This window comes from Leuconostoc gelidum subsp. gelidum KCTC 3527 (assembly GCF_000166715.1).
GTDB classification, from domain to species: Bacteria; Bacillota; Bacilli; order Lactobacillales; family Lactobacillaceae; genus Leuconostoc; species Leuconostoc gelidum.
Genome location: NZ_AEMI01000018.1, coordinates 38,118 through 61,606, shown reverse-complemented (window position 1 = coordinate 61,606; position 23,489 = coordinate 38,118). Strand labels below are relative to the sequence as shown.

At 37.6% G+C, this 23,489-nt stretch carries 19 protein-coding genes; all 19 read right to left on the bottom strand.

Features of this window, described 5'->3' with window-relative positions:
- Positions 1–68: 68 nt before the first annotated feature.
- On the bottom strand, positions 69–1,751 hold the full coding sequence (gene recN / locus EUI_RS0105085) for a DNA repair protein RecN (protein ID WP_010016565.1): 1,683 nt from the start codon (positions 1,749–1,751) through the stop codon (positions 69–71).
- Positions 1,752–1,786: 35 nt separating this feature from the next.
- Complete coding sequence (locus tag EUI_RS0105080; protein ID WP_010016564.1) at positions 1,787–2,242, bottom strand: arginine repressor; 456 nt, start codon at positions 2,240–2,242, stop codon at positions 1,787–1,789.
- The gene (locus EUI_RS0105075; RefSeq protein ID WP_010016563.1) at positions 2,235–3,077 is read right to left on the bottom strand and encodes a TlyA family RNA methyltransferase; all 843 of its coding nucleotides are present in this window, start codon (positions 3,075–3,077) and stop codon (positions 2,235–2,237) included. The genes EUI_RS0105080 and EUI_RS0105075 overlap by 8 nt, the downstream gene beginning before the upstream one ends.
- Complete coding sequence (locus EUI_RS0105070; protein WP_010016562.1) at positions 3,074–3,997, bottom strand: polyprenyl synthetase family protein; 924 nt, start codon at positions 3,995–3,997, stop codon at positions 3,074–3,076. The genes EUI_RS0105075 and EUI_RS0105070 overlap by 4 nt, the downstream gene beginning before the upstream one ends.
- Positions 3,990–4,214: an exodeoxyribonuclease VII small subunit gene (locus EUI_RS0105065; protein WP_010016561.1), complete on the bottom strand. Its 225-nt coding sequence runs from the start codon at positions 4,212–4,214 to the stop codon at positions 3,990–3,992. The genes EUI_RS0105070 and EUI_RS0105065 overlap by 8 nt, the downstream gene beginning before the upstream one ends.
- On the bottom strand, positions 4,207–5,493 hold the full coding sequence (xseA, locus tag EUI_RS0105060) for an exodeoxyribonuclease VII large subunit (protein WP_010016560.1): 1,287 nt from the start codon (positions 5,491–5,493) through the stop codon (positions 4,207–4,209). The genes EUI_RS0105065 and xseA overlap by 8 nt, the downstream gene beginning before the upstream one ends.
- A 54-nt stretch (positions 5,494–5,547) precedes the next feature.
- Entirely contained in the window at positions 5,548–6,690 is a 1,143-nt protein-coding gene (locus tag EUI_RS0105055; protein WP_010016559.1) for a CamS family sex pheromone protein, read from the bottom strand.
- Positions 6,687–8,732: an NAD-dependent DNA ligase LigA gene (gene ligA / locus EUI_RS0105050; RefSeq protein ID WP_010016557.1), complete on the bottom strand. Its 2,046-nt coding sequence runs from the start codon at positions 8,730–8,732 to the stop codon at positions 6,687–6,689. The genes EUI_RS0105055 and ligA overlap by 4 nt, the downstream gene beginning before the upstream one ends.
- Positions 8,733–8,779: 47 nt before the next feature.
- The gene (gene pcrA, locus EUI_RS0105045) at positions 8,780–11,023 is read right to left on the bottom strand and encodes a DNA helicase PcrA (protein WP_010016555.1); all 2,244 of its coding nucleotides are present in this window, start codon (positions 11,021–11,023) and stop codon (positions 8,780–8,782) included.
- A gap of 99 nt (positions 11,024–11,122) precedes the next feature.
- Positions 11,123–11,755 carry a glycoside hydrolase family 73 protein gene (locus EUI_RS0105040; RefSeq protein ID WP_010016553.1) on the bottom strand — a complete coding sequence of 211 codons (633 nt, stop codon included), beginning with the start codon at positions 11,753–11,755 and terminating at the stop codon, positions 11,123–11,125.
- The gene (gene cydC, locus EUI_RS0105035) at positions 11,755–13,482 is read right to left on the bottom strand and encodes a thiol reductant ABC exporter subunit CydC (protein WP_010016552.1); all 1,728 of its coding nucleotides are present in this window, start codon (positions 13,480–13,482) and stop codon (positions 11,755–11,757) included. Before cydC ends, EUI_RS0105040 begins: the two co-directional genes overlap by 1 nt.
- Entirely contained in the window at positions 13,482–15,200 is a 1,719-nt protein-coding gene (gene cydD / locus EUI_RS0105030) for a thiol reductant ABC exporter subunit CydD (RefSeq protein ID WP_010016551.1), read from the bottom strand. The genes cydC and cydD overlap by 1 nt, the downstream gene beginning before the upstream one ends.
- Before the next feature lie 110 nt (positions 15,201–15,310).
- Positions 15,311–16,324: a cytochrome d ubiquinol oxidase subunit II gene (gene cydB / locus EUI_RS0105025; protein ID WP_010016550.1), complete on the bottom strand. Its 1,014-nt coding sequence runs from the start codon at positions 16,322–16,324 to the stop codon at positions 15,311–15,313.
- On the bottom strand, positions 16,324–17,796 hold the full coding sequence (locus EUI_RS0105020) for a cytochrome ubiquinol oxidase subunit I (protein ID WP_010016549.1): 1,473 nt from the start codon (positions 17,794–17,796) through the stop codon (positions 16,324–16,326). The genes cydB and EUI_RS0105020 overlap by 1 nt, the downstream gene beginning before the upstream one ends.
- A 191-nt stretch (positions 17,797–17,987) precedes the next feature.
- Positions 17,988–18,284, bottom strand: a complete 297-nt coding sequence (locus tag EUI_RS0105015) for a DUF1292 domain-containing protein (protein WP_010016547.1) — start codon at positions 18,282–18,284, stop codon at positions 17,988–17,990.
- Positions 18,285–18,398: 114 nt separating this feature from the next.
- Positions 18,399–18,830: a Holliday junction resolvase RuvX gene (gene ruvX, locus EUI_RS0105010; RefSeq protein ID WP_010016546.1), complete on the bottom strand. Its 432-nt coding sequence runs from the start codon at positions 18,828–18,830 to the stop codon at positions 18,399–18,401.
- A complete protein-coding gene (locus tag EUI_RS0105005) occupies positions 18,830–19,081 on the bottom strand; it encodes an IreB family regulatory phosphoprotein (RefSeq protein WP_010016545.1) in 252 nt (83 codons plus the stop codon). Before EUI_RS0105005 ends, ruvX begins: the two co-directional genes overlap by 1 nt.
- Before the next feature lie 136 nt (positions 19,082–19,217).
- Positions 19,218–21,899 (bottom strand): alanine--tRNA ligase, encoded by a 2,682-nt coding sequence (gene alaS, locus EUI_RS0105000; protein ID WP_010016544.1) that lies wholly within the window; start codon positions 21,897–21,899, stop codon positions 19,218–19,220.
- Positions 21,900–22,154: 255 nt separating this feature from the next.
- Positions 22,155–23,489, bottom strand: a complete 1,335-nt coding sequence (locus EUI_RS0104995; protein ID WP_010016543.1) for an aspartate aminotransferase family protein — start codon at positions 23,487–23,489, stop codon at positions 22,155–22,157.

Here is a 23,489-nt window from a genome sequence, read left to right as displayed (position 1 = left end):
AGTAGATAGAATAGTCTTTAATTTGGATATTTTTATGATCCATATATCATTTTATGAAACCAGTATCATTAGTATGATAACTTTAATGCTTGTTTTCGAAGATCTCGCGCATTTGCTAAAGCCGTTTTGGTAATATTATCTCCAGATAGCATCATAGCAATTGCACGTTCACGTCCAGCTTCATCAAGTGCTGTTACTTGTGTCACTGTGCGATCCATCTCAGTTGTTTTAGCAATGAGAAAGTGATGTGCTGCTGCTGCTGCAACTTGTGGTAAATGTGTAATGGCAAGTACCTGTGAATCAGCAGCAATTGTCAACATTTTCTTAGCAATTGCTTGTGCAACACGACCGGAAACACCGGTATCCGCTTCATCAAATACAATAGATATAATGTGCTGTTGCTTTGTAAAAGCCGTTTTGATAGCTAACATCAATCGCGCTGTCTCACCACCAGAGGCAATTTTAACGAGTGGTGCCATCCCTTCACCCACATTGGTTTGCACATGAAACTCAACTTTATCTGTACCAGAAGAAACAAAACCTTCAATTTGTTCAAAATGTACTGTAAACTCTGCACCGACCATCAAAAGTTCATTCAATTGTTGATTGACAGCTTGTTCCAAACCACGTGCAACTTTTTGTCGCACTTCACGTAATTTAATTGCTTGTTTACGTAGTACCTGCCTTAAATCATTTTGCGTCACTTGAAGCTTTTCAACATCTAATTCATCATTGTCCACCATGGATAACTCTTTATCAACATGGTCTTTGAATATTAAAACATCAGCAACTGTTGTCCCATATTTACGTTCTAATGAGTGAATTAATTGCAGTCGTTCGTCTATTCGTAGCAGTTCTGCTTCATCGTAGGTTAAATCACTCATTTGTTCATCGACATCGCGGCTTACCTCTTGTGCTGTATAATAACTGTCTGCTATCGTTCGAGCTAGTTCAGCATAATTGTCATCATACTCAGCAATTTCTTGCAATGCCTGCATGGCTTCTGCCAAAAGATCAACAGCTCCACCTTGATCACCATTCAGCGTCATTTGTGCATTTTGTAAACGGTCCGCAATTTTTTTATAGTTTAATAATTTACCCCGTGCATCAAGCAAATCATTTTCTTCATTTGGTTGTAAGTCGGCATCTTCTAGCTCCTGTTGCTGAAACTGTAATAAATCTAACCGTTGCGTAATTTCTTGTTGAGAAGTCTGAATTCTTCGAATACGTTGTGTAATTGCCCGGAATTCATGAAAAATTTGCTGATAGGCAGATTTCGTTACCAATAATTGTTCATCACCGTAAGCATCCAATAAAGGTAAATGTTCTTCGGGGTTTAACAATTGTTGCGTATCGTTTTGTCCTTGAATATCAACGAGATATTTACCAATAATTGATAGCGTTTTTAAATTAACTAATACACTATTGATACGTATCATACTACGTCCATTATGTTTGAGTTCCCGATAAATAATCAGCTCCCCATCATCAATGTCAATACCGTTTTCAATGAGTTTATCAATTAAAATTTTATTTTTAGGTACACTAAAAACAGCTTGCAAGATTGCTTTTTTACTACCATGGCGAATCATTTCAGAATTAGCACGTCCGCCTGTGAGCATTAAAAGTGCATCAATAATAATAGACTTTCCAGCACCTGTTTCACCTGTTAAAACACTCATGCCACTATCAAACTGTAACGCAACTTTTTCGATAATAGCAAAATTTTCAATGATAAGATTTTCTAACATAGTTATGATGTACCATTACGCACATTTTCTTTCGCTTATTTTTCCAATAATTTTTGAATTGTATTAGTCATCTGAGATGCAACAACACCATCTTTTAATAATACGAGTACAGAGCCATCGTCACTTAAAGTACCAAAAATTTCTGGGAATTTCACCTGTTCAAATAAATTAGCAATGAGTTGTCCATTACCCGGTTGTACTTTTAATATAATTTGTCCACGTTGTGCACGTTGACTAAGAAATGACTGCTGCAAGGCACGTCGTAAACGCTGAAGATAAGGACGATCATCTTGTTTTGGCAGATGATAATGAAATCCACCTTGTGCATTAGGAATCTTGATAAGTCCTAATTCATTAATATCCCGTGATATTGTTGCTTGTGTGACAGTTTCGCCTAATGTTTCAAAATGTGCCACGATATCTTCCTGGCGACCCACTTGTTGTTGCTGGATTAATGCTAGCAATGTTTTTTGACGCGTTTTTTTAATCATTGGCTTGGCTTTCTGTATGATTTAGTTGTGCATACGTCTGTGCTAAGAGTTTTTCAATATTGATGCTGTCAGCCATAGTAGGTGAATCGTCCCGTATTAAAACAGCAAGAAATTCGATATTCCCCTGCCCACCTTTAATGGGAGAATAGGTCAACGCCCTAATTGAAAAGCCGTCTTGTATCATTAGTTGCGTAACTTTTTGGAGTACCTGTTTATGAACTGTTGGGTCTTTAATAATACCGTTTTTACCAACATTTTCGCGTCCCGCTTCAAATTGCGGTTTAATTAACGCGACAACATGCCCGCCCATATTAATAATGTTTGCCAGTGGTGGTAATATCAGTCCTAATGAAATGAAAGACACATCAATTGTTGCAAAGTTTGGTTGCCCAAATTTAAAATCATTTAATTTTGAATAACGAAAATTTGTGTTTTCCATCACTTTAACGCGATCATCTGATCTAAGTTTCCACACAAGTTGGTTCGTCCCAACATCTAATGCGTAAACTAATTTGGCACCATTTTGCAAAGCAACATCAGTAAAACCACCTGTAGAAGAACCAATATCTAATACAATCTTATCTTTCACTGTAATGTCGAAGTCATTTAAAGCTTTTTCCAACTTCAATCCGCCTCGTGACACATACTTCAGTTTTTCACCTTTAAAATGTAATTCTGTTGTAACTGGTATTTTTTGACCTGCTTTATCCAGTCTCTCTTCATTTTCACCCAGAATTTCTCCTGCCATAACAGCTCTTTTTGCCTGTTCTCGTGAATCAAATAAACCTTGCTGAACCAGCAAAATATCAACACGTTCTTTTTCTATGGCACTCATATATCATCTCCAATGACGTTCAAAAAATCATCCAATAATGTTCGGTCAAATGTTAAATTCTGTGTTGCAAGGTCAGTCAATGTTTGTCGTGCATGAGTAAGGTATTCATCACGTTTTTCGCTAGCTGCTTTAATCCCAATCAAATGTGGTAATGACGTAATTTTTTCTACATTGTCTTGGTCAAAATCATCCAAGTCATCTTGAATTTGAAAAGCCATACCAAAATCAATGCCAAATGTTAGTAGCGCCGAATTGGTCGTAGATGTCGCTATTTCACAATTATCTGCCACAGAATTCAAGTGGGATAATCGTGAGCCAGCTATCGCAGAAAAGCCTAATAATGCTGCTGTTTTAGGCGCGTACACATCATTTAATAACCAATTGACGTCATTTTTTGCTTCTGGACGATGATTTTTCATATCTCCAACTTGACCAATAACCATGCCAAAAGCACCTGCTTGATAAGACAACATCTGCGACAATAATAATAATTCTTCTGCGGCAATGTTTTCGTTTTCTGTGTCGGTACTATTAGCACTGCTGACTACATGAAAAGCGCCTGTGAGTAAAGCATCTCCTACTAAAATTGCTTCTGCCTCGCCATATTGTGCATGTACACTAGGTTTTCCTCGACGAAATAGGTCATTATCCATTGCTGGCAAATCATCATGTACTAATGAATAAGCATGCACCCATTCCACTGCTGTTGCCACTTTCAAAATGCTTGGCGTTATTTTTTGACCAAAACTTGCTACTACCGCTAAGGTTAACATTGGTCGTAGACGTTTACCACCGTTCAAAACAGCATATGCCATCATTTCGGAAAAATCACTATCTCGTGATGCTACTGCTAAATCCTGTTTCAATTGTTGTTCAATTTTTGGTAACCATTCCGATTGAAAAGCTGCTAATTTAGTCATTGGTTTGTTCCAAATCAGTCAATTCATTGCTATCAGCCATTACTTTTGCTAACGTCTGTTCTGCATTTTTTAAAGTGCCTTGTAGCTCTTTCACTAAGCCAACACCGTTTTGAAAGTCAGCCAAGGCACCTTCTAAGGGCCTATCACCTTTTTCAAGTTGGCTTACAATATCTTCTAATTGTTGTAATTTTTCTTCAAATGTCTTCGTTTCACTCATTTTTCAAATCACTCGTTTCTATAATTTTAGCTTTTGCCATACCATCAGAAAAACGCAAGTCGATCGTATCGTTTTTCTGAATATCATTAATCGTGCGTACCACCTGTGAGTCCTTTTCAATGAGAACATAGCCACGCTTTAATATTTTCAGTGGACTGACTAAATCTAATTTTGCTGCCATGAGTTGTACTTGTTCCTGGGGCTGTCGCAACAATAATTGTCTAGCTTGTAGTTGTCTTTGAACAAGAATCATCAACTGGTGTTTAGTTGTTTTAAGGCGCTGTTGTAAGACTTGTGTTAACGTATGGCATAATTGGTCAACACGTTGATTATACCCTGTATACAATCGATCTGGTTGCTGAAAAATAATATGCTGCGTAACACGTTCAACGCGTTGACGACGGACATCCACCAGTTGCTTCATGCGTAAATTCAATCGTATCTGCAACTCATTTAAACGGCTAATCACTTGTTCTAGAGTAACGGGTGTCGATAATTCTGCAGCAGCTGTCGGTGTAGCAGCACGTTGATCAGCAACAAAATCGACCAGCGTATTATCTGTTTCATGCCCAACAGAACTGATAATTGGTACCTGCGCTGCAGCAATTACACGTGCTAATTTTTCATCATTAAATGCCCATAAGTCTTCTATTGAGCCACCACCTCGACCCACAATCAAGGTGTCGTAGTCTCCTGACTCATCAATACGTAAAATTTGTTGAATAATTGTCGCCGCTGCCTTTTCACCCTGTACCACTGCGGGGAAAAGAACAATCTGAGCACTTGGATATCTTCTTTGTACAGTACGTGCAATATCTTCAATGACAGCACCAGTTGGTGACGTGACAACAGCAATTTTTTTTGGAAATATCGGCAGCTTCTTTTTGGGTAGATCAAATAATCCCTCTTGAGATAATTTATTTTTCAACTGTTCATACGCCAAAAACAATTCACCAATGCCATCTGGTGCCATTTGTTCCAATATAATTGAATAGGTCCCACTTGGTTCGTATATCTGAACGCGACCGATGGCATTAATTTTCATACCTTCTTCTGGTTCAAATTTCAAACGGTTAGCGTAAGAAAACATCGCAGCAGAAATAACAGCGCCACCATTTGGATCCTTCATTGAAAAATACAAGTGTCGTCCACGACGTCGACCCATATTAGAAATTTCGCCTGTAAGATAAACTTTTTCTAAGTAAGGATCGGCATCAAATTTACGTTTTAAATAGCTAGTTAATGCGCTAATTGTCAAATATTTTTTTGTTTCAGACATAGTTAAATTATACCATTTTTATGCATATATACAAAAAAGCATAGCGTACTATGCTTAATCGAGGATTGTTGTCGAAAATGTTTTATCATTCGCATTACGAATGAGTATCGCTTGCAATTCATTTGCTGTTTGTACCACAATACGGACTGGTACATTAGCAGGTAAGAATTTTAAAGCCGACTGCGACACATAGGTTGTAAAACTATCAATTTCTGTTTGACTATAAAATTGTGTCGTAACCGTCACATTAAGCCCGGACAACGTGCCTTTTTTAAAGTTTGCTACTGCAGTGGCACCAGCAATGTTTGGGAAAAAATTTGACACATCATTTTTAAAATTGGCAAAGCCATTGTTTTCGTCATTACCTAAGCTTGATGTATCAGTTGCTTCTTTTGGTAACACAATTGATTTATCGCTAATATCCGACCATTCAGATAAATCAGTACCTTGTTTACTTCTTACTTCAGCATAAAAGCCACCCGGCGCCAACGAATCAGATGCTGAGTTGGCATACATTGCAACGACAATTGGCGTATTTTCGGATACACCCGATTGCTGACGAATTTGTTTAATGATTTGCGGTGCTACTTTTTTACCATAGGCTACTCTGTCAGCTTCAGAAATTTCTTGTTTATAAGTCGTGCCATATTGCTCTTTTTGATACTCATCTTGTGTGTTCATTGCAACACCAACAACTATTCCAGACAATTTTAAATTATTACCTGACTTAGTCATAAAATCTTGCTCTGTCAAAGTTTGAACATATATAGGATTACGCGATGAATCAGTTTTGCCATTATCTTCCGGGTTTAACCCGTTTGGATTATTATTACTTTTCCGCTCTAGTAGATTGTTAACAGTATCTGCTGATAAATACTGCCCTTCTTGAAAAATATATTGACTAGGTTTAAATTGCGTTTTTGATAAATTCAACAAACTTGATTCAAAATGTTTAACATCTAAATTGTTTGGCTCAGAGGTTGCAGTAATTCCTCGCGCAGCACTTACCAAATAACGGCCGTCTTTAATCACAGTTTGATATTGCCCAGATGCTCTTTGTGTGATTTGAACACCATTTGCTTTATTTGTTGCTGTAGGTGCTACACGATTTATATTAAAAAAATACAGTCCGCCAATAGCAAGAGCCACAATTACAATTACAATTACCATATACCCGCGAAAACCTATACGTCTCATTTATCAATTTCCTCTTTTACTTGCGCACTAATGAATTCTTCTTCTGTCCATGTCGGCACACCTAGTTCATTTGCTTTTCGCAGTTTACTACCAGCAGCTTCACCTGCTATAAGTAAATCAGTCTTTGCTGATACAGCCCCTGAAACACTTGCCCCATGATCTTGTAGCCATTTTGTGACTATAGAACGGCTGTTTTTTTCAAGCTTACCCGTTAAAACAATTTTTTTGTGATAGAAAAAAGAATTTTCATCAATTTCAACATCAGACAAATATTTTTGATTAACACCAGCGTCTGTTAATTCTTGCAACAATTGCTTTGATTCTGGCATCTCAAAATATTGTACAATCGATCGTGCAATTCTGTCTCCAATGCCATCAATATTAGCAATATCTTCAGTTGTTGCTGTTGCAATTGACTGTAAATTCTTAAATTTTCCAGCAAGAACACGCGCTGCTTTAGCACCAACCATCCGTATGCCTAATCCAAATAACAATCGTTCAAGTGAATTGTCTTTTGAACGTGCAATTGACATCAATAAATTAGTCACCGCTTTTTCTTTGAATTTATCCAATGAAAATAACTGTTCTGACGTCAAACGATAAATAGCAGCTACATCTTTAATATAACCTGCCTTCAGTAGCTGTGCAATAACTCTTGGCCCCATCCCCTCAATATTCATTGCATTGCGTGAAGCAAAATGTGTCAATCCTTCTTGTATCTGCGCTGAACAAAACGGATTAATACATCTAAGAGCAACTTCACCTTCAATATGTACCAGTTCTGATTGGCAGGCAGGGCAAAAGAACGGTATCTCGTATGCCTTACTATCAGTTGACCTTTTAGACAAGATAACTTGGCCAATTTCTGGAATAATATCCCCAGCTTTATGCAATGTTACTGTATCTTCTAGTCTAACACCTTTTTCATTAAGATAGTCTGGGTTATGTAAACTAGCCCGTTGTACCGTAGTGCCAGCAAGCTGAACAGGATCCATGACTGCTGTTGGTGTAACTGCCCCAGTTCGGCCAACCGTCCATTCAATAGCACGCACAACTGTCAGCGCTTCTTCTGGCGGAAATTTGTAGGCAATTGCCCAACGCGGAATTTTAACCGTATTGCCTAAATCAAGTTGATCATCTAGCCGATTAACTTTGACAACAACGCCGTCAATACCATAGGCTAAATTATCACGTGCAACAGTGTATTCAGTTATATAATTATTAATATCTGACATTTTGGTAATCACGCGGTTATGTGTATCTGTAGGCAGCCCCAACGCCGCAAATCGCTTCAAAGCATCACTTTGTGTTGTACTTCCTAAGATATCTGGTTCGACTGTATAGTACACAAATGCAGATAAATTACGTTGCTTCATAATTTTTGCATTTAATTGTCGCAATGATCCAGCAGCAGCGTTACGCGGATTAGCAAAAGGTGCTAATCCATCTAATTCTCTTTGCTTATTTAAAGTCGAAAAGCTAGATTTTGGCATATAAATTTCACCGCGAACTTCAATAGTAATTGGTTCATTCAATACCTGCGGGATTGCCTTAATCATTTTCACATTTGCTGTTACATCCTCCCCAATTGTACCATTTCCACGAGTAGACGCCTGCACAAGCTTGCCAGAAACATACGTTAATGCGACTGCCAAACCATCAATTTTCAGTTCAAGGTTATAATCTGATTGGAAACCTAACGATTTAGTGGTCCGTGAATCCCACTCGTCAAGCTCTTCTAAACTAAAAACATCACCTAACGACAGCATTGGTGCTGGATGTACAACTTTATCCAACCCAGACTTAGTCATTGCACCGCCAACATTTTGGGTCGGTGAATCAGGGTTTACGAACTGCGGAAATGCAGCTTCCAAAGCAACAAGGCGCGCATACATCGCATCATATATATAATCTTCCACTATTGGTGCATCTTGCTCGTAGTATGCTATACCATATTGCCTCAAATCATCTTGTACTTTGGCTATTTCTTGTTGTGCTGCTTCTGTCGATAACTGTTCAATTGGTCTTAATTCTGGTAACATATTTTTTCCTAATCTAGCTTGATTCATTTGGCGCAAATTGCTTGTTTTTAATCCATTTTTGTAATTGGTGCAAAGGCCGCCAATAATTGTTTAATACCTTCAGATGGGAAGGCTACTTTCAATTCCTGATCATTTGTACTACCAGTCACTGACACAACTGTTCCCGTTCCCCATTTTTTGTGTGAAACTTTATCCCCCACCTGCCAAACAATACTATCACCACCAGTAGTACCACTTATTTTTTTCATCACTGGTGTTGATTGATATGTTGTAGCTGTTGCCATTTGTCTTTTACGATCAAATGGCATGACACGATTGTTTTCACTGTGTGTTGCTACCTGGTGTGACTCAAGTAACTCTGGTGAAATTTCATCTATAAAACGTGATGCTTCATTAACCTGCGTTCGCCCATACAGTAAACGTGAAAAAGCATTCGTCATGAACAGCTTTTTCATTGCTCTGGTAATACCAACATAGGCTAAACGTCTCTCTTCTTCAAGAAGTTCTTCATCCATTAGTGATCGTGAAAGTGGAAAAATGCCCTCTTCCATGCCTATCAAAAATACAACCGGAAATTCTAAGCCCTTAGCCGCATGCAGTGTCATTAAGGTGACAGATCCATCGCCTTCTTCGAAATCATCTAAATCACTCATCAAGGCTGTTGATCCTAGAAAATCAGTCATTGGATCGACTGCTTCTGGATCTTCTGGATTATACTTAACGTCGAATTCCGTTGTAACAGACAAAAACTCTTCCAAATTTTCTAATCTTGCCTGACTATCCGGATCATTTTTTTCAGCCAACATTTGGCGATAGCCAGATTTTGTCATAGCCATTTCAGCAAGTTCTGTCACATTTAAAAATTCTGATTGCTGACGCAAATCATGCATCATCTCTGCAAAAGTTAAAAATTTAGTAGCTGCTCGAGTTGAAATTTCTGGCGCAAGCTCAATGCTGTCAATTGCTGTCATGTAAGAAACATTTAAGCGATTAGCTAATTCTCTTAAACGTATTAATGAAGTCGCTCCTATGCCACGTTTAGGTTCATTAACTACACGCTCAAATGCTGCGTTATTATCAGGATTTGTAATCAAATTCATATACGACATAATATCTAAAATTTCTTTACGTTCGTAGAATTTATGACCACCAACCATAGTATATGGCATGTTTGCTTTAACCAAAGACTCTTCAACGTTACGAGACTGCGCATTTGTACGGTATAAAACGGCAAAATCACTATACGCCATTTTACTTTCGGATCGCATTTTCGAAATATTTGATAAGATGAAATTCGCTTCATCATGCTCTGTTTGTGCACGGTAATACGTTATTTTATCGCCTTTACCATTTTGTGTCCATAATTCTTTCGGGACACGTTCATTATTATGATTAATGACAGCATTTGCAGCATCCAAAATATTTTGTGTTGAACGATAATTTTGTTCTAGCATCACAGTATGTGCTGTTGGATAATCTTTTTCGAAATTCAAAATATTATCCATGTTAGCACCACGCCAGCCATAAATAGACTGATCTGCATCACCAACCACAGCTAAGTTTTGCGAACGTTTCGCCAACAGATTAACAATTGTATATTGCGCATCATTTGTATCTTGATATTCATCCACATGCAGATATTCAAACTGCTTTTGGTAACGTTCAAGCACTTCAGGGGAAGACTGAAATAGATCAATCGTTAACATGATTAAATCATCAAAATCAACACTCTGTGAACGTTTTAGCTCCGCTTGGTATGAGGTGTACACTTCTGCAACCGTTTCTTGAAATGCATTGTCTGCTTGCTTTGCGTAATCATGTGGTCGTAACATATCATTTTTAGCGTTTGAAATCATACCCAAAATAGTACGTGGATCATATTGGTCGGTATTCAAATTCAAATCACTAATCACACGTTTCATTAATGTGCGCTGAGCACTCGTATCTATAATTGTGAAATTACGGGCTAAACCAATACTTTCTCCGTCACGCCTCAAAATACGCACAGCTAACGCATGAAAGGTTGATACCCATATATCACGTGCAATTTCTTCCGACAATAACGCACTAATTCGCTCTCGCATCTCTTTTGCTGCTTTATTAGTAAATGTAATGGCTAATATACGCCATGGAAAGACATTTAAATCCTGCACTAAATGTGCAATGCGATGCGTCAAAACACGCGTTTTACCTGAACCAGCGCCTGCCATAATCAAAAGGGGTCCTTGCGTGATTTGGACTGCTTCGGCCTGTTTATCGTTCATTCCACTAATAAGTTCTTCTACTGACATGTGTGCTCCTAAAGTGTTAATTAACTTCTACATATTATACCAGATTTTATAGCGAACATCAGTTCGCTATAAAAAATAAAAAAACGAGATAACTCTCGTTTACTTTTTTGGTATATCAAAACGCGATAATTGCCATTCTTGAATAATCGCAATTAATTTTTTTGCATACATCGGATCAGTGGCATAACCATCTTGGGTTAATGCCTGAGCTGCTGATTTATAATCACGCGCTTGTAAGACATGTTGATATTGCGCAGTATTCCAACTCGTTCCATGATACAGCAGTTTTGCATGTGATTTCATGCTCGCTTGCCATGTATCATAGGCTGCAAAACGACCTTGAATTGTTACCCACTGGCCGTTTTCAAATTCTTGTGTTGGTAAAACAACACTTTTTTGATTCGCATCAGCCTTAATACCGTATAAATTATTGTATTGTGTTGCCAATGTTGATGTATGCCAATCCGATTCCAAAATGGCTTGCGCAATACTAATCGACGCAATAACACCATACTTTTCTTGCATTTGTCTAGCATACGGCGCCAGTTGATTAATCCAATCAATTTTTTGTTGACGTACTGCATCTTGACTTGTGGGTTGTTGCTTATCATAAATAAGCGTTTGCGACCAAAAAGTGGCACCAATTGCTATAATTAAAATACTACTCACCCATAGCCATAAATTTAATTTTAATAATCTTTTTTTTGTACGTCTTTTTCTTTTTTTTGCCATTAATTAATGCCATCCATTGCTAATAATTGTTGAAAGTGCGCTGATGTTTTACGCAAATTTTTAGGCGTGTCCGCCAGTACAAATCGGCCCTTTTCCAAAAAATATGCCTGATCTACATAATCAATACCTGTTAAATGATGCGTTACCCAAATAATTGTTCGGTTTTGTAATACTTTAAAAATTTGTGTTAACACATCATATTCAGTTTTTGGATCCAAACTCACAGTTGGTTCGTCTAAAATAACAATGGGCGCATCTTGTAACAATATACGAGCTAAAGCAAAACGTTGTTGTTCACCACCTGAAAATCTAGCTCCTGCCTCTTGCATTTGTGTCTCATACCCATTTGGTAAACTGTCAATTAGAGGCTGCAAACCGGTTTGTTTAATCGCCAATTTCACCTGATCATCTGTGGCTTTTATATTACCCATGCGCACATTATTTAAAATTGACGTGTTAAATAAATAGGATTGTTGATCTAATACAGCAACGAGTGTTGATAATTGATGTTGTAATTTACTAACTGGTTGGTTCCCAATGGTGATGCTACCAGACAGCGGCGCAATATCTGCGGCGATTAATTTTAAGAGTGTTGTTTTCCCAGAACCAGATCGCCCTAATAATGCTATTTTCTCACCTGGATGAACGACCAAATCTACTTCATCAATAATTTTTTTGTTATCATATTTAAAAGTGACATGATTCAAAACCACTGTTGTATCATTTAATTTTTCAGCTTTAATTTGACTTGTTTCTGGGAGTGGCAAGGTATTCAAACGTTCAATGCTATCCTCATAAAAAGACGCCTCACTAACACCTTGGTTGACCCCAATAAAATCATCAACAAGGGGAAATATTGCCAATGTAAAGGCAGCAATGAAATTAACCGCCATGTGATTATTTTTGAATTGCCAACCGACACATGTTAAGGTAGTGATCACCAAAATTAAAACTAATATTTGAAGCACAAAATCACGCCACCACCCAAATGTCATACCAGCATTTTTTGTTCTCGCCAAATTAGCCATGATATAGCCTTGTTGCGCCACGAGATCTTTTTGTCGACCTGATAATACCCAATCCTGTAAGCCCAACACAGCATCAGTTGCATCAGTATATAATTGCGACTGTAATTGCTTTTGTTTGTGCACCCGCGCCCGATTCATCAAAAAACTCATCGTAGGCACAATAATCATAATGATAGTCAGCATGACTAACCACCACAGCATAAATAGCCAATTAACAGTACCAACAGCTACGCTAACAAATAAATATACTAATAAACCGGTACCTAATGGAAATAATGTTCTTAAATACAAGTTCTGTAACTGATCTAAATCATCTGCCAGTAAACTTAAAACTTCGCCTGTTTGGAATCGTCCACGAATACTGCTCGCTGTACTAGCAACACTTTCGTAGAGACGTTGACGAGACTTTGAAACAAAGCGTAATACCCAATTATGTGATACTAGCCGCTGTGCATAACGAAAAATCGGACGTGCAATACCAAAAGCACGCGTTAGCACAATAGGCACATAAATCAACAAGATATTATCAGGGCGTTGCGCTGCTCGTGATATCAAGTAACCGGAAACAAACATTAACGCACTGGCGGCTACTATTGTTAATAAATTTAGCAATATCGACCAAAAAAAACCTGATTTTTGTGTCTTCAAAAAAGGTACAATCCATTGATCACGTGCTAATAAATGCTTTATCTTATTCACTATACACTTCCTAAGTCATGACGTAATTGATTTAATTGGCTGTGCCCGTCGGCTAACAATTGTTGTGGTTCACCTTGTTCTACTATTTTGCCATGCCGCATCACTAAAACATAATCCATTTGATCTAACCAATGAAGCCGGTGTGTTGCAAAAAATACCAAATGTGAAGACAAAATCGGTGCCATGGTCTGTTTTAAATCATATTCAGTTTCAATATCAAGGTGTGCAGTTGGTTCGTCAAAGAATAAAATTTTTCGCTGATCATCTAATAACATTCTTGCTAATGCTATTCTTTGTGCTTGCCCACCAGAAACCTGTCGACCACTTTCACCAACAATACTATCCAAACCTTCTGGCAATTCGTTAACAAGTTCAGTTAACCCGGCTTTTTGCGTAGCAATCTTTATTTTTTCATCCGTTACATTTTTCGCGTAAAACGTTATGTTTTCTCTGAGCGTATCATGGAAAATATAAGGATGCTGTGGCATATAAAAGAATTGCTTCTGCCAATCTACTTGGGCTAAATGCGGAATTGCTTGATTCGCGACATTAATTTGTCCACCAGTTGGTAATAAAAAGCCACTTATAATATTAAGCAAAGTTGACTTGCCTGAACCACTTTCGCCCACGACGGCAATTTTTTGATAACCTGTAACTTGTATATTAATATCTTTTAAAACAGCTTGTTCACTATAGGAAAAATCAACATGTGCTAAAGTTAATTGTGCCTGATTATGCCATGTCGTTAACGTCAATTTATCTTGATCTTTAATTGTCGGTCTATCAATCATTGATAACACATCAGTTAAAGCATTTTTACCATTTAATGTCGCATGATAATCATCAGAAAAATTGCGCAATGGTAAAAAGTACTCTGGGGCTAGAATTAATATTGTTAAAGCAGGTAAAAGTGTCATCACACCATTCAACAAATCAAATCCTAAAAAAACAGCAACAACGGCAATGGAAAGTGTCGTAAAAAAATCTAAAGCAAAAGTTGAAGTCATTGCAATTCGTAGTGTCCGCATAGTTGTTTTTCGATAATCTTCCGATATTTGATAAATTTCATCACTATACTGATCTGCCAATCCAAGTTGTTTTAAAGTTGGTAAACCACGTAATGCATCAACAAAACGATTATTTAAATTTTTAAAGTTAACAAACTCCGCATCCGCTTTGCTTTGTGCTGCCAAACCTAAAATGACAAAGAAGATAATTACAACTGGAAAAATTAACAGTAAAAACAGTCCCTGTTCCCATTTAGTATACAAAATATACATTAAAATCAACCAAGGAATGATGCTTAAATCAAATACCTTAATCAATAAAAGTTGAAAATAATTTTTAACATTATCTAAACCAACACCAAGGGTTGTCACCGCATTGCCTGTTCCTTGATCAGCAATTATAGTCGATCCTATCTCTGTATATTTTTCTAACAGTTTAATACGATAAGTCTCAACTGCTTTGTCAGCATAAACTGCCATATATTTATTTTTTATAACAACTAAAAGTTGTCGTACAAAAAAAGCTAGCGCAAATAAAGCAATGTTAAGGCTCGTTTCAGATGATAATTTATTTTGCCAGAAATCAACAATGGCTCTTGCCAGAAATATACCTTGTGCCAAGATTGCCAAACCTTGAATCCCGGTCATAAACACAAGTACAATTAGCGTACTTATGATACCTTCAAGTTTAAAAAGTCTTTTGTCTATCATTTTACTTTATTCCTACATCTATTGATGTTAATTTTAAAAACCTTTTGATATACTGAACATATTTTAAAATAAAAAACGCCTACATACAATTGTAAACGTTTTTGCTAATTTTATTCTACCACTTTGTGTGACACAATGCGTTTACGGAAAACCCAGAAGCTCCAAATTTGATAACCGAGTGTGATGGGCAACGCTATTAACACAACAATGGTCATGACCTTTAATGTATAAGCAGAAGATGATGTCGTCACAATCTTTAATGTGTGTAATGGATTGTTAGCCACCATCACGCGTGGAAATAGTCCGGCAAATAGTAACACAACAACTTCAATTAATGCTAGACCCGACAAGATAAATGGTACAATTTCCTGCTGTTTTTTCACAGCTAATACCCAACCTATGACAGTCGTCAAAACAAGTGTTAACAAAAGAATAAGTATTAATATTGTTTTAGTTTGTATAAAATCTGTGTAGAAAAACAACAATACGGCAAACAACGCCTCACCAGCTAATAAAATCGGATACAAATATTTCAACTGTGTCATTGCCCGCTTACGTAACGGACCATCTATACGCAATCGTGTGTAATTTAAACCGTGCACATAACTCATTAACGATACTGCCACACCACCAACTAATGTAAAGGGTGTCACATAATCAAAAAATCCTGCCGATAAATTACCCTGAGCATCTATTGGTGTCCCAGACACCATAGCGGTGAAAATCATGCCTAAGAAGAACGGTACTAAAAATGAAGTTAGTGCAATTAAACGTTCCCAAAGTTGCGTACCTTGAATCGTTGGCATTTGCTCACGAAACTCAAATGACACACCACGATAAATTAATGATAATAAAACAATAAATAGCATTAAATAAAATCCCGAGAACAAAGAGGCATACCAAAATGGAAAAGCTGCAAACATGGCACCCCCAGCAGTAACTAACCACACTTCGTTTGCATCCCAGTTTGGACCAATAGCTTGATACAAAGCGTCACGATCTTTTTGGTCACGCGCATTAAGAACAAATTGCATCCCAATACCGAAATCAAAACCTTCTAAAAAGAAGAAGCCTGCCCATAAAATACCAATCAAAACAAACCAAACAATTTCCAAAGTACTCATTAAGCTTCACTCCCTTCTGATAAATGACTATAAGGATCACTTTGTGACAACTGTGCCTCCTCTTCAGCATATGGTCCTGCATGTAATGTTCTACGTGCTAACCAAACCATCACACCACCAATTACTGCAAAAGTCAAAAAGTATATAATATTTGAGATCAAGAGCGAGGCTACCGAAACATTTGGTGAAACAGCATCACTAATTGGCATTAAGCCATAAACAACCCATGGATAACGACCGAGCTCTGTGACCAACCAGCCAGCAGTGTTTATCGCAAACGGTACGTAAATGCAAATACCTAAAATCCACAAAAACCAACGCTGCGTCAAAATAAGTTGAGATTTTTTACGGTTCATCCACAAGGCAACAACTGCTAACATGAGTAAGCCACCAGCACCAACGGCCATCACACGAAATGCATAAAACAATGTATTTTCAGGCACATAATAATTTTTTATGTCACCATGTGTTTTGCCATATTTCTTTTGGAATTGCTTTTCAAGTTCTGTCGTCCCAACTGTATCGCCACCGGTTAATGAATGATGGCCCAAGATTGATAATACATATGGTATTTCTATCTTTGCAATAACCTTGTGTGTATCGGGATTCGTAACAGAGATGAGCGACCATGGCTGAGCTTTGTCTTTTCTGTCAGATGATTTAATTGTTTCATCGACACCTTCCATCGCTGCATACTTCATAGGTTGCATAGATTGTAAATCAAAAGCATGCCGATCACCCGTCACTAGTGCACCAGCTATCCCAATCATACCAATAATCAAGGCAATATTAATTGATTTCCGGAAAAACAGTATTTGGCTATCACCTTTTTTCAAATTTAATAATTTAAATGCGGACATCCCAGCAACCAAGAAACCGGCTGTAACTAGTGTCCCAACAACTACGTGTGGAAATTGAACCCATAATTGTTTATTTTTGAGTAACGCACCAAAACTAACTAGCTGGGCACGTCCCATGTGATTATCAATGGCATAACCAACAGGATTTTGCATGAATGAGTTTGCAGCCAAAATCCAAAGCGATGATATCGCAGATCCAATGGTTGTTATCCAAATAAACAAAACATGGACACCAGGCTTAAACCGATCCCATGTAAATGACCATAAACCAATAAACGTTGATTCGGCAAAGAACGCCACTAAGGCTTCTATGGCTAACAACGAACCAAATATATCTCCGACATATCTTGAATACGCAGACCAATTCATACCAAATTGAAACTCTTGAATTAGACCTGTCACAACACCAACGGCAAAACTCAGTAAAAATATTTTGCCCCAAAACTGTGCCATTTTTTTGTACATCTCATCCTTTTTGATGACATACAATGTTTCCATAACCGATACCACAACACCCAAACCAATTGACATTGGTACGAAAAAAAAGTGAAATATCGTTGTCATTGCAAACTGAAATCTTGCTAAATCCAGGATGCCTACTAATGTAACCATGCGTTCCTCCAAAGTTATGACCAGCGCTTATCTTTACTGAAAAGTAACTCATCATTCATTTTTAACTAATAAAGATACTAAGAGACATTGTTTATTCCCTGTATCATCTCCAATTTCTAGTTTATCACTTGATAAGCAGTTAAGTTGTTAAATTTTTGTAACAAAAAAAACGCAAACTGCGTCCTCAATATTTATTCAAAGTTATTATCATCATCTAAAAATGTATTTAATACTTCTTCAACCATATCCCATTCTTTATCATCTTCTATTTGAATCAAATCTTCTTCAGTGGCCTCCCCGTTTTCATCGGGATTGAAGATATAGGCTTGAATGTCGACTTCCTCATCATCTTCAACACCCTCTGGAACAAGCAAAATATAATCTTTGCTATACTCATCAGAGTGAAATGTGAATAGTATTTCATACAGTGTTTCATCCCCATTTTCATCAACTAATGTGATATTTTGTATCTCGTTTTGATTTGTCATATTTATTAGCGCGTGAATACTGTCATGATAACAGCTTGTTCACGCATTCCCTTCAAAGTTAGTAACTTTATTATAACGTAAAAACAACGTTTCGTATAGAAACGTTGTTTTGACTTATTTTGTTAATTTACCATTGGCATCCAAATAATTTTGTAAAATAAACTCAGCAGCAATTTTATCGATCACTTGTTTTCGCTTTTTTCGTGACACATCTGCTTCTTCAATTAACATACGCTCCGCTTGCACAGTGGTAAGTCGTTCATCCTGAAAATCTGTTGGCAATTCAAAATGTTCTTCGACCATCTTGGCATAATTACGTGCAGCTTCTGCTCGTGGCCCTTCAGAATTATTCATATTTTTTGGTAAACCAACAACGACAGATTTCGCTTGCTTTTCCTTGATAATTTCACCAAGTCGCTTCAATCCAAATTCCTTTTCGTCCTCATTAATACGAATAATTTCAACACCTTGGGCGGTCCATCCCATAGGATCGCTAACTGATACACCGACTGTACGACTTCCTACATCTAATCCTAATATGCGCATTATTTTTTTAAATAGGCGCGTACAAGTTCTTCAATAATTTCATCACGTTCATGACGTTTAATTAAATTACGTGCATCATTAAGACGCGGAATATAAGCTGGATCGCCTGACATTAAATAACCAACAATTTGATTAATCGGATTATAACCCTTTTCTTCTAAAGCATTATAAACTATTTCTAATGTATCATGAATATCCTTTGGCATTTGATTACCAAAATCAAATATGGCTGTTTCATCTCCTACTGACATCGTACACGCTCCTTTCCTTGAAAAAATTTATGATATCTTAATGATCATATACAAACCGCAATTTGTTACATACCACTACTATAACCAATTATTATAACCGTAACATAACAATCAGGTAAAGAATCCAACTTTTTGTTTACACTTTAGCTAAATAATTAGCTACTTCAGCAAATGCTTCAGAAATGCCTGCAGGATTTTTACCACCTGCTTGTGCCATATCAGGGCGCCCACCGCCACCGCCACCAACACGTGGAGCGATAGTTTTAATTAAGTCTCCTGCTTTAATACCCGCAGCATTTGCGCTTGGTGATGCTGTTACAATGAGATTAACCCGACCATCCACAGTAGCAGCCAATACCAAAACATCTGACGGATAATTCGTTTTCCAATTATCGGCCACCTGTCGCAAACCATCCATTCCTGAAACTTGTAGTTGTGCTGTAATATATGAGTGCCCATGGCTTGTTTTTACATCAGAAAATACTTCAGCAGCAGCAGCGTTAGCTAATTGAGACTCTAGTGACTCCAATGTGCGTTGCGTCGCTTTCAATTCTGCTTGAATATCGGCCACTTTTGAGGGAACATCTGTTAGTCTTTGCGCTTTGACAGTCGTCGCAATGGCTTTTAAAGCATTTTCTTCTGCCTTATACAAAGCAATAGCCTGTAACCCTGTTACTGCTTCAATACGACGAACCCCTGCACCAATACCTGATTCAGAAACAATTTTAAACAAGCCAAGTTCTGAAGTAGATTTAACATGTGTGCCACCATCAAACTCCTTATTGAAATCACCAATTGACACAACACGAACTAATACGCCATATTTTTCGCCAAACACAGCCACAGCACCCATCTTTTTAGCTGATTCAATATCAGTTTCTAACCATGACACGGGTAAGTTATTAGCAATTTCGTGATTCATCAACGTTTCAATTTTTTCTATATTTTCCTCTGAAACAGGTCCTTCATTGGTGAAATCAAAACGTAAATATTCAGGCTCCACAAGTGACCCAGCTTGATGTATGTCACCGCCAATAATATTACGCAAAGATTGATCCAACATGTGGGTTGCCGTGTGGTTTTTAGATATTGCAATATGACGTGATATATCTACTTGCAAATTCACTGTGTCCATCAAATTAAAATCACACAGCACATTGACTGTATGAATATGTTGCCCGTTTGGCGCGTTTTGCACATCAATGACACGCGCAACAACTTTACCTGAGGTAGTTAACACCTCACCATAATCAGCCACTTGCCCACCCATCTCAGCGTAGAATGGTGTTTTATCAAATACGAGTTGTAACTTTTGACCTGTAACAGCTGAACTTAATAAAGCATCAACACCTTGATCATCTTGACCAATAATAGCCATAATTTTGGCATCATCAACCGCAGTAACTGACCACCCAACATACTGCGAATCAACTTTCAAATCCGTCAATACTGCATTTTGAATGCCCATTGACTTGTCAGTTGTGCGTGCGGCACGTGCGCGCGTACGCTGTGCTTGAAGCGCATCATTAAATCCTTTAATATCCACAGTCAAATCAGATTCAGCAGCCTGCTCCTGTGTTAATTCCAAAGGAAAACCATAGGTATCAGATAATTTAAAAGCATCACCGCCCGATAATTGTGTCTTGCCTTCTGCCTTAGCCTGATTAATGACCTGGTTTAGCAAGGCTAAGCCACCAGTTAATGTTGCATTAAAACGTTTTTCTTCAGCAGCAATTGTTTTTTGAATTTTAGCTGTATTTTCCAAAATCTCTGGATAATAACTTTGCATAATATTACCTACAACAGGGACCAATTGTGTTAAAAACTCACCTGATATGCCTAATTTTTGACCATGCAAAACCGCGCGACGCAGTAAACGTCGAATGACATAGCCACGCCCTTCATTAGAAGGTAGTGCCCCATCGCCAATGGCAAATGTTACCGCACGAATATGATCGGCAATAACTTTAAAGCTTGTATTACTTTCTGAGTTGATAAGACTATCATATTTAAAACCATCTGACATGGCTTCCGTTGCTTTAATAATTGGTAAAAATAAGTCTGTATCAAAATTAGTACGCCCTTTTTGGAAAACTGAGACCACCCGTTCAAGGCCCATACCAGTATCAATATTCTTATGTGGCAGCTCTGGGTATTGGGCGTTATCTGTCAAACCTGGTAGATGATTAAATTGTGAAAAGACAATATTCCAAATTTCTAAATACCGTTCATTTTCACCACCAGGATACATTTCTGGGTCATTGTCAGGCAAGTCCTGAAAATCTTTACCGCGATCAAAGAAGATTTCTGAATCTGGTCCTGACGGTCCCTCACCAATATCCCAAAAATTATCTTCTACTTCATAAATATGTCCCTCTGGAATATCAGTTTTTTCTTGCCAGATTTTTTTAGCTTCAGTGTCTTTAGGATAAACTGTGACATACAATAAGTCTTTATCCAAGCCATACCACTTAGGACTTGTTAATAATTCCCACGCCCAAGGAATTCCTTCCTCTTTAAAATAATCGCCAATTGAGAAATTACCCATCATCTCAAATAATGTATGATGCCGTGCTGTTTTACCGACATTTTCAATATCATTAGTTCGAATTGCCTTTTGAGCGTTAGTAATTCTTGGATTTTCTGGGACAGCTGATCCATCAAAATATTTTTTCAAAGTCGCAACACCTGAATTAATCCACAATAAAGTTGGATCATCTTGTGGAATAAGATTTTTTGAAGGTACAATTTCATGTCCCTTTGATGCAAAAAAATCTAAAAACATTTGACGGATTTGTGAGGAATTGAGTTCTTTCATAATTAATTTCTCCTTTATTTAACTATAAAAAGACCATAACAAAGTGCGGACGCGTGACCGTGGTACCACCGCAATTTGTAATGATCTTTAATCTTTACCTTTAAATCTCATAACGCTGAGGCGCGGTAACTTTTCAGCTACAACATGATCCGAGAGCACAAAATTCATGACGTGTGTTTTACATTAACCAACACATTTCTAAATTAACGTTCTAAAAATTTTGCATATTCAGATTTCATAAATTATTATAGCACATTACCAACCAATATGATTATCAGTTTCTGGCAAAGTTAAGTAACCATGTGCTAACTCACTAAACGCCTGTTCTATGATATTAAAAGCGTGGGTTAATTGTTTTTCTGTTATCACCAATGGTGGCTGGAAACGCAATGTATTCCCAAGTAGGCTAATCATGATTGCGCCTAATTCAAAAATGCGATAAATTAACTTTGTCGTTGCCACATTATCCGGCATCCCAGAACTATCTATAATATCAATTCCACCATTCAACCCATATAACCGCACATCACCAATAAATGTATAACGTTGTGCTGCCTGTTCAAAAAATTCTTGCGCTAGTAAACCTAATTTTTCAGAACGCGCCACCAACTGCTCTTCTTCAATGACATCAAGTGTTGCTAATGCCGCTGCGGCAGTAACAGGATTACCTGCGGTTGTATAGACGTTAGCTGGTGCTGACAGGCTTGACATAATCTCAGTACGACCAATAACAGCACTTAATGGTAGACCGCTTGCAATTGATTTTCCAATACTCATCATATCCGGTGCGATACCAAAATGATCAATCGACCACATCTTCCCTGTCCGCCCTAAACCTTGATTAACCTCATCAACAGCAAAAACAATGCCATTTTCTCTAGTAAACTCATAAACTAATGACATATACTTTTGTGGTGCCTTAATGATGCCACCATCACCCTGAATAGGTTCAATGATGACTAAAGCGACTTCATCTGCTGGTAAATAAGTATCAAATGGTAATTTGAATTGTTTAAATAAGCGTTCTGAAAAATCATCGTCCGATTCTCCAAGTAATCTTTGCGTTTGATCTGGAAACGGCACTTTAACGATTCCTGGTAAAAGTGGCCCAATATGACGTGACATATTTAAACTCACACCAGAAATAGACAATGCACCATATGTTGAGCCATGATAGGCACCAGTAAAGCTCACAATATATTGCCGACCCGTGAATCCTCGAGCAAATTTAATCATCGCATCATTTGCATCTGAACCCGAATTACCAAAGGCAACTTGTTTATCAAAATTTCCAGGTGCTAACTCAGTTAATCGCTGCGCTAGAGCAGCTGTCGTTGTATTAGCAAAATAGGCCGGTGTATATTGAATGAGCTTTTTGGCTTGGGCCGTAATCGCTGCTACAACTTTTGGATGTGAATGCCCAGTATTAGTTGCACTAGCACTGGCTAAAAGATCAATATAATCACGACCATCTGCGTCAGTGATTATCGCTCCTTGACCATGGTCAAGGACAATATCAAAATATTTAACCCGAGTTGCATCTGCTAAATGCATTTTTTCTTCATTCAAAATATCTTGATTTTTTGACAT

Bases quoted from the DNA above. Each gene is read 5' to 3' on its own strand.
- recN (WP_010016565.1), bottom strand. From the start codon at position 1,751: ATGTTAGAAAATCTTATCATTGAAAATTTTGCTATTATCGAAAAAGTT.
- EUI_RS0105080 (WP_010016564.1), bottom strand. From the start codon at position 2,242: ATGATTAAAAAAACGCGTCAAAAAACATTGCTAGCATTAATCCAGCAA.
- EUI_RS0105075 (WP_010016563.1), bottom strand. From the start codon at position 3,077: ATGAGTGCCATAGAAAAAGAACGTGTTGATATTTTGCTGGTTCAGCAA.
- EUI_RS0105070 (WP_010016562.1), bottom strand. From the start codon at position 3,997: ATGACTAAATTAGCAGCTTTTCAATCGGAATGGTTACCAAAAATTGAA.
- EUI_RS0105065 (WP_010016561.1), bottom strand. From the start codon at position 4,214: ATGAGTGAAACGAAGACATTTGAAGAAAAATTACAACAATTAGAAGAT.
- xseA (WP_010016560.1), bottom strand. From the start codon at position 5,493: ATGTCTGAAACAAAAAAATATTTGACAATTAGCGCATTAACTAGCTAT.
- EUI_RS0105055 (WP_010016559.1), bottom strand. From the start codon at position 6,690: ATGAGACGTATAGGTTTTCGCGGGTATATGGTAATTGTAATTGTAATT.
- ligA (WP_010016557.1), bottom strand. From the start codon at position 8,732: ATGTTACCAGAATTAAGACCAATTGAACAGTTATCGACAGAAGCAGCA.
- pcrA (WP_010016555.1), bottom strand. From the start codon at position 11,023: ATGTCAGTAGAAGAACTTATTAGTGGAATGAACGATAAACAGGCCGAA.
- EUI_RS0105040 (WP_010016553.1), bottom strand. From the start codon at position 11,755: ATGGCAAAAAAAAGAAAAAGACGTACAAAAAAAAGATTATTAAAATTA.
- cydD (WP_010016551.1), bottom strand. From the start codon at position 15,200: ATGATAGACAAAAGACTTTTTAAACTTGAAGGTATCATAAGTACGCTA.
- cydB (WP_010016550.1), bottom strand. From the start codon at position 16,324: ATGAGTACTTTGGAAATTGTTTGGTTTGTTTTGATTGGTATTTTATGG.
- EUI_RS0105020 (WP_010016549.1), bottom strand. From the start codon at position 17,796: ATGGTTACATTAGTAGGCATCCTGGATTTAGCAAGATTTCAGTTTGCA.
- EUI_RS0105015 (WP_010016547.1), bottom strand. From the start codon at position 18,284: ATGACAAATCAAAACGAGATACAAAATATCACATTAGTTGATGAAAAT.
- ruvX (WP_010016546.1), bottom strand. From the start codon at position 18,830: ATGCGCATATTAGGATTAGATGTAGGAAGTCGTACAGTCGGTGTATCA.
- EUI_RS0105005 (WP_010016545.1), bottom strand. From the start codon at position 19,081: ATGTCAGTAGGAGATGAAACAGCCATATTTGATTTTGGTAATCAAATG.
- alaS (WP_010016544.1), bottom strand. From the start codon at position 21,899: ATGAAAGAACTCAATTCCTCACAAATCCGTCAAATGTTTTTAGATTTT.
- EUI_RS0104995 (WP_010016543.1), bottom strand. From the start codon at position 23,489: ATGTCAAAAAATCAAGATATTTTGAATGAAGAAAAAATGCATTTAGCA.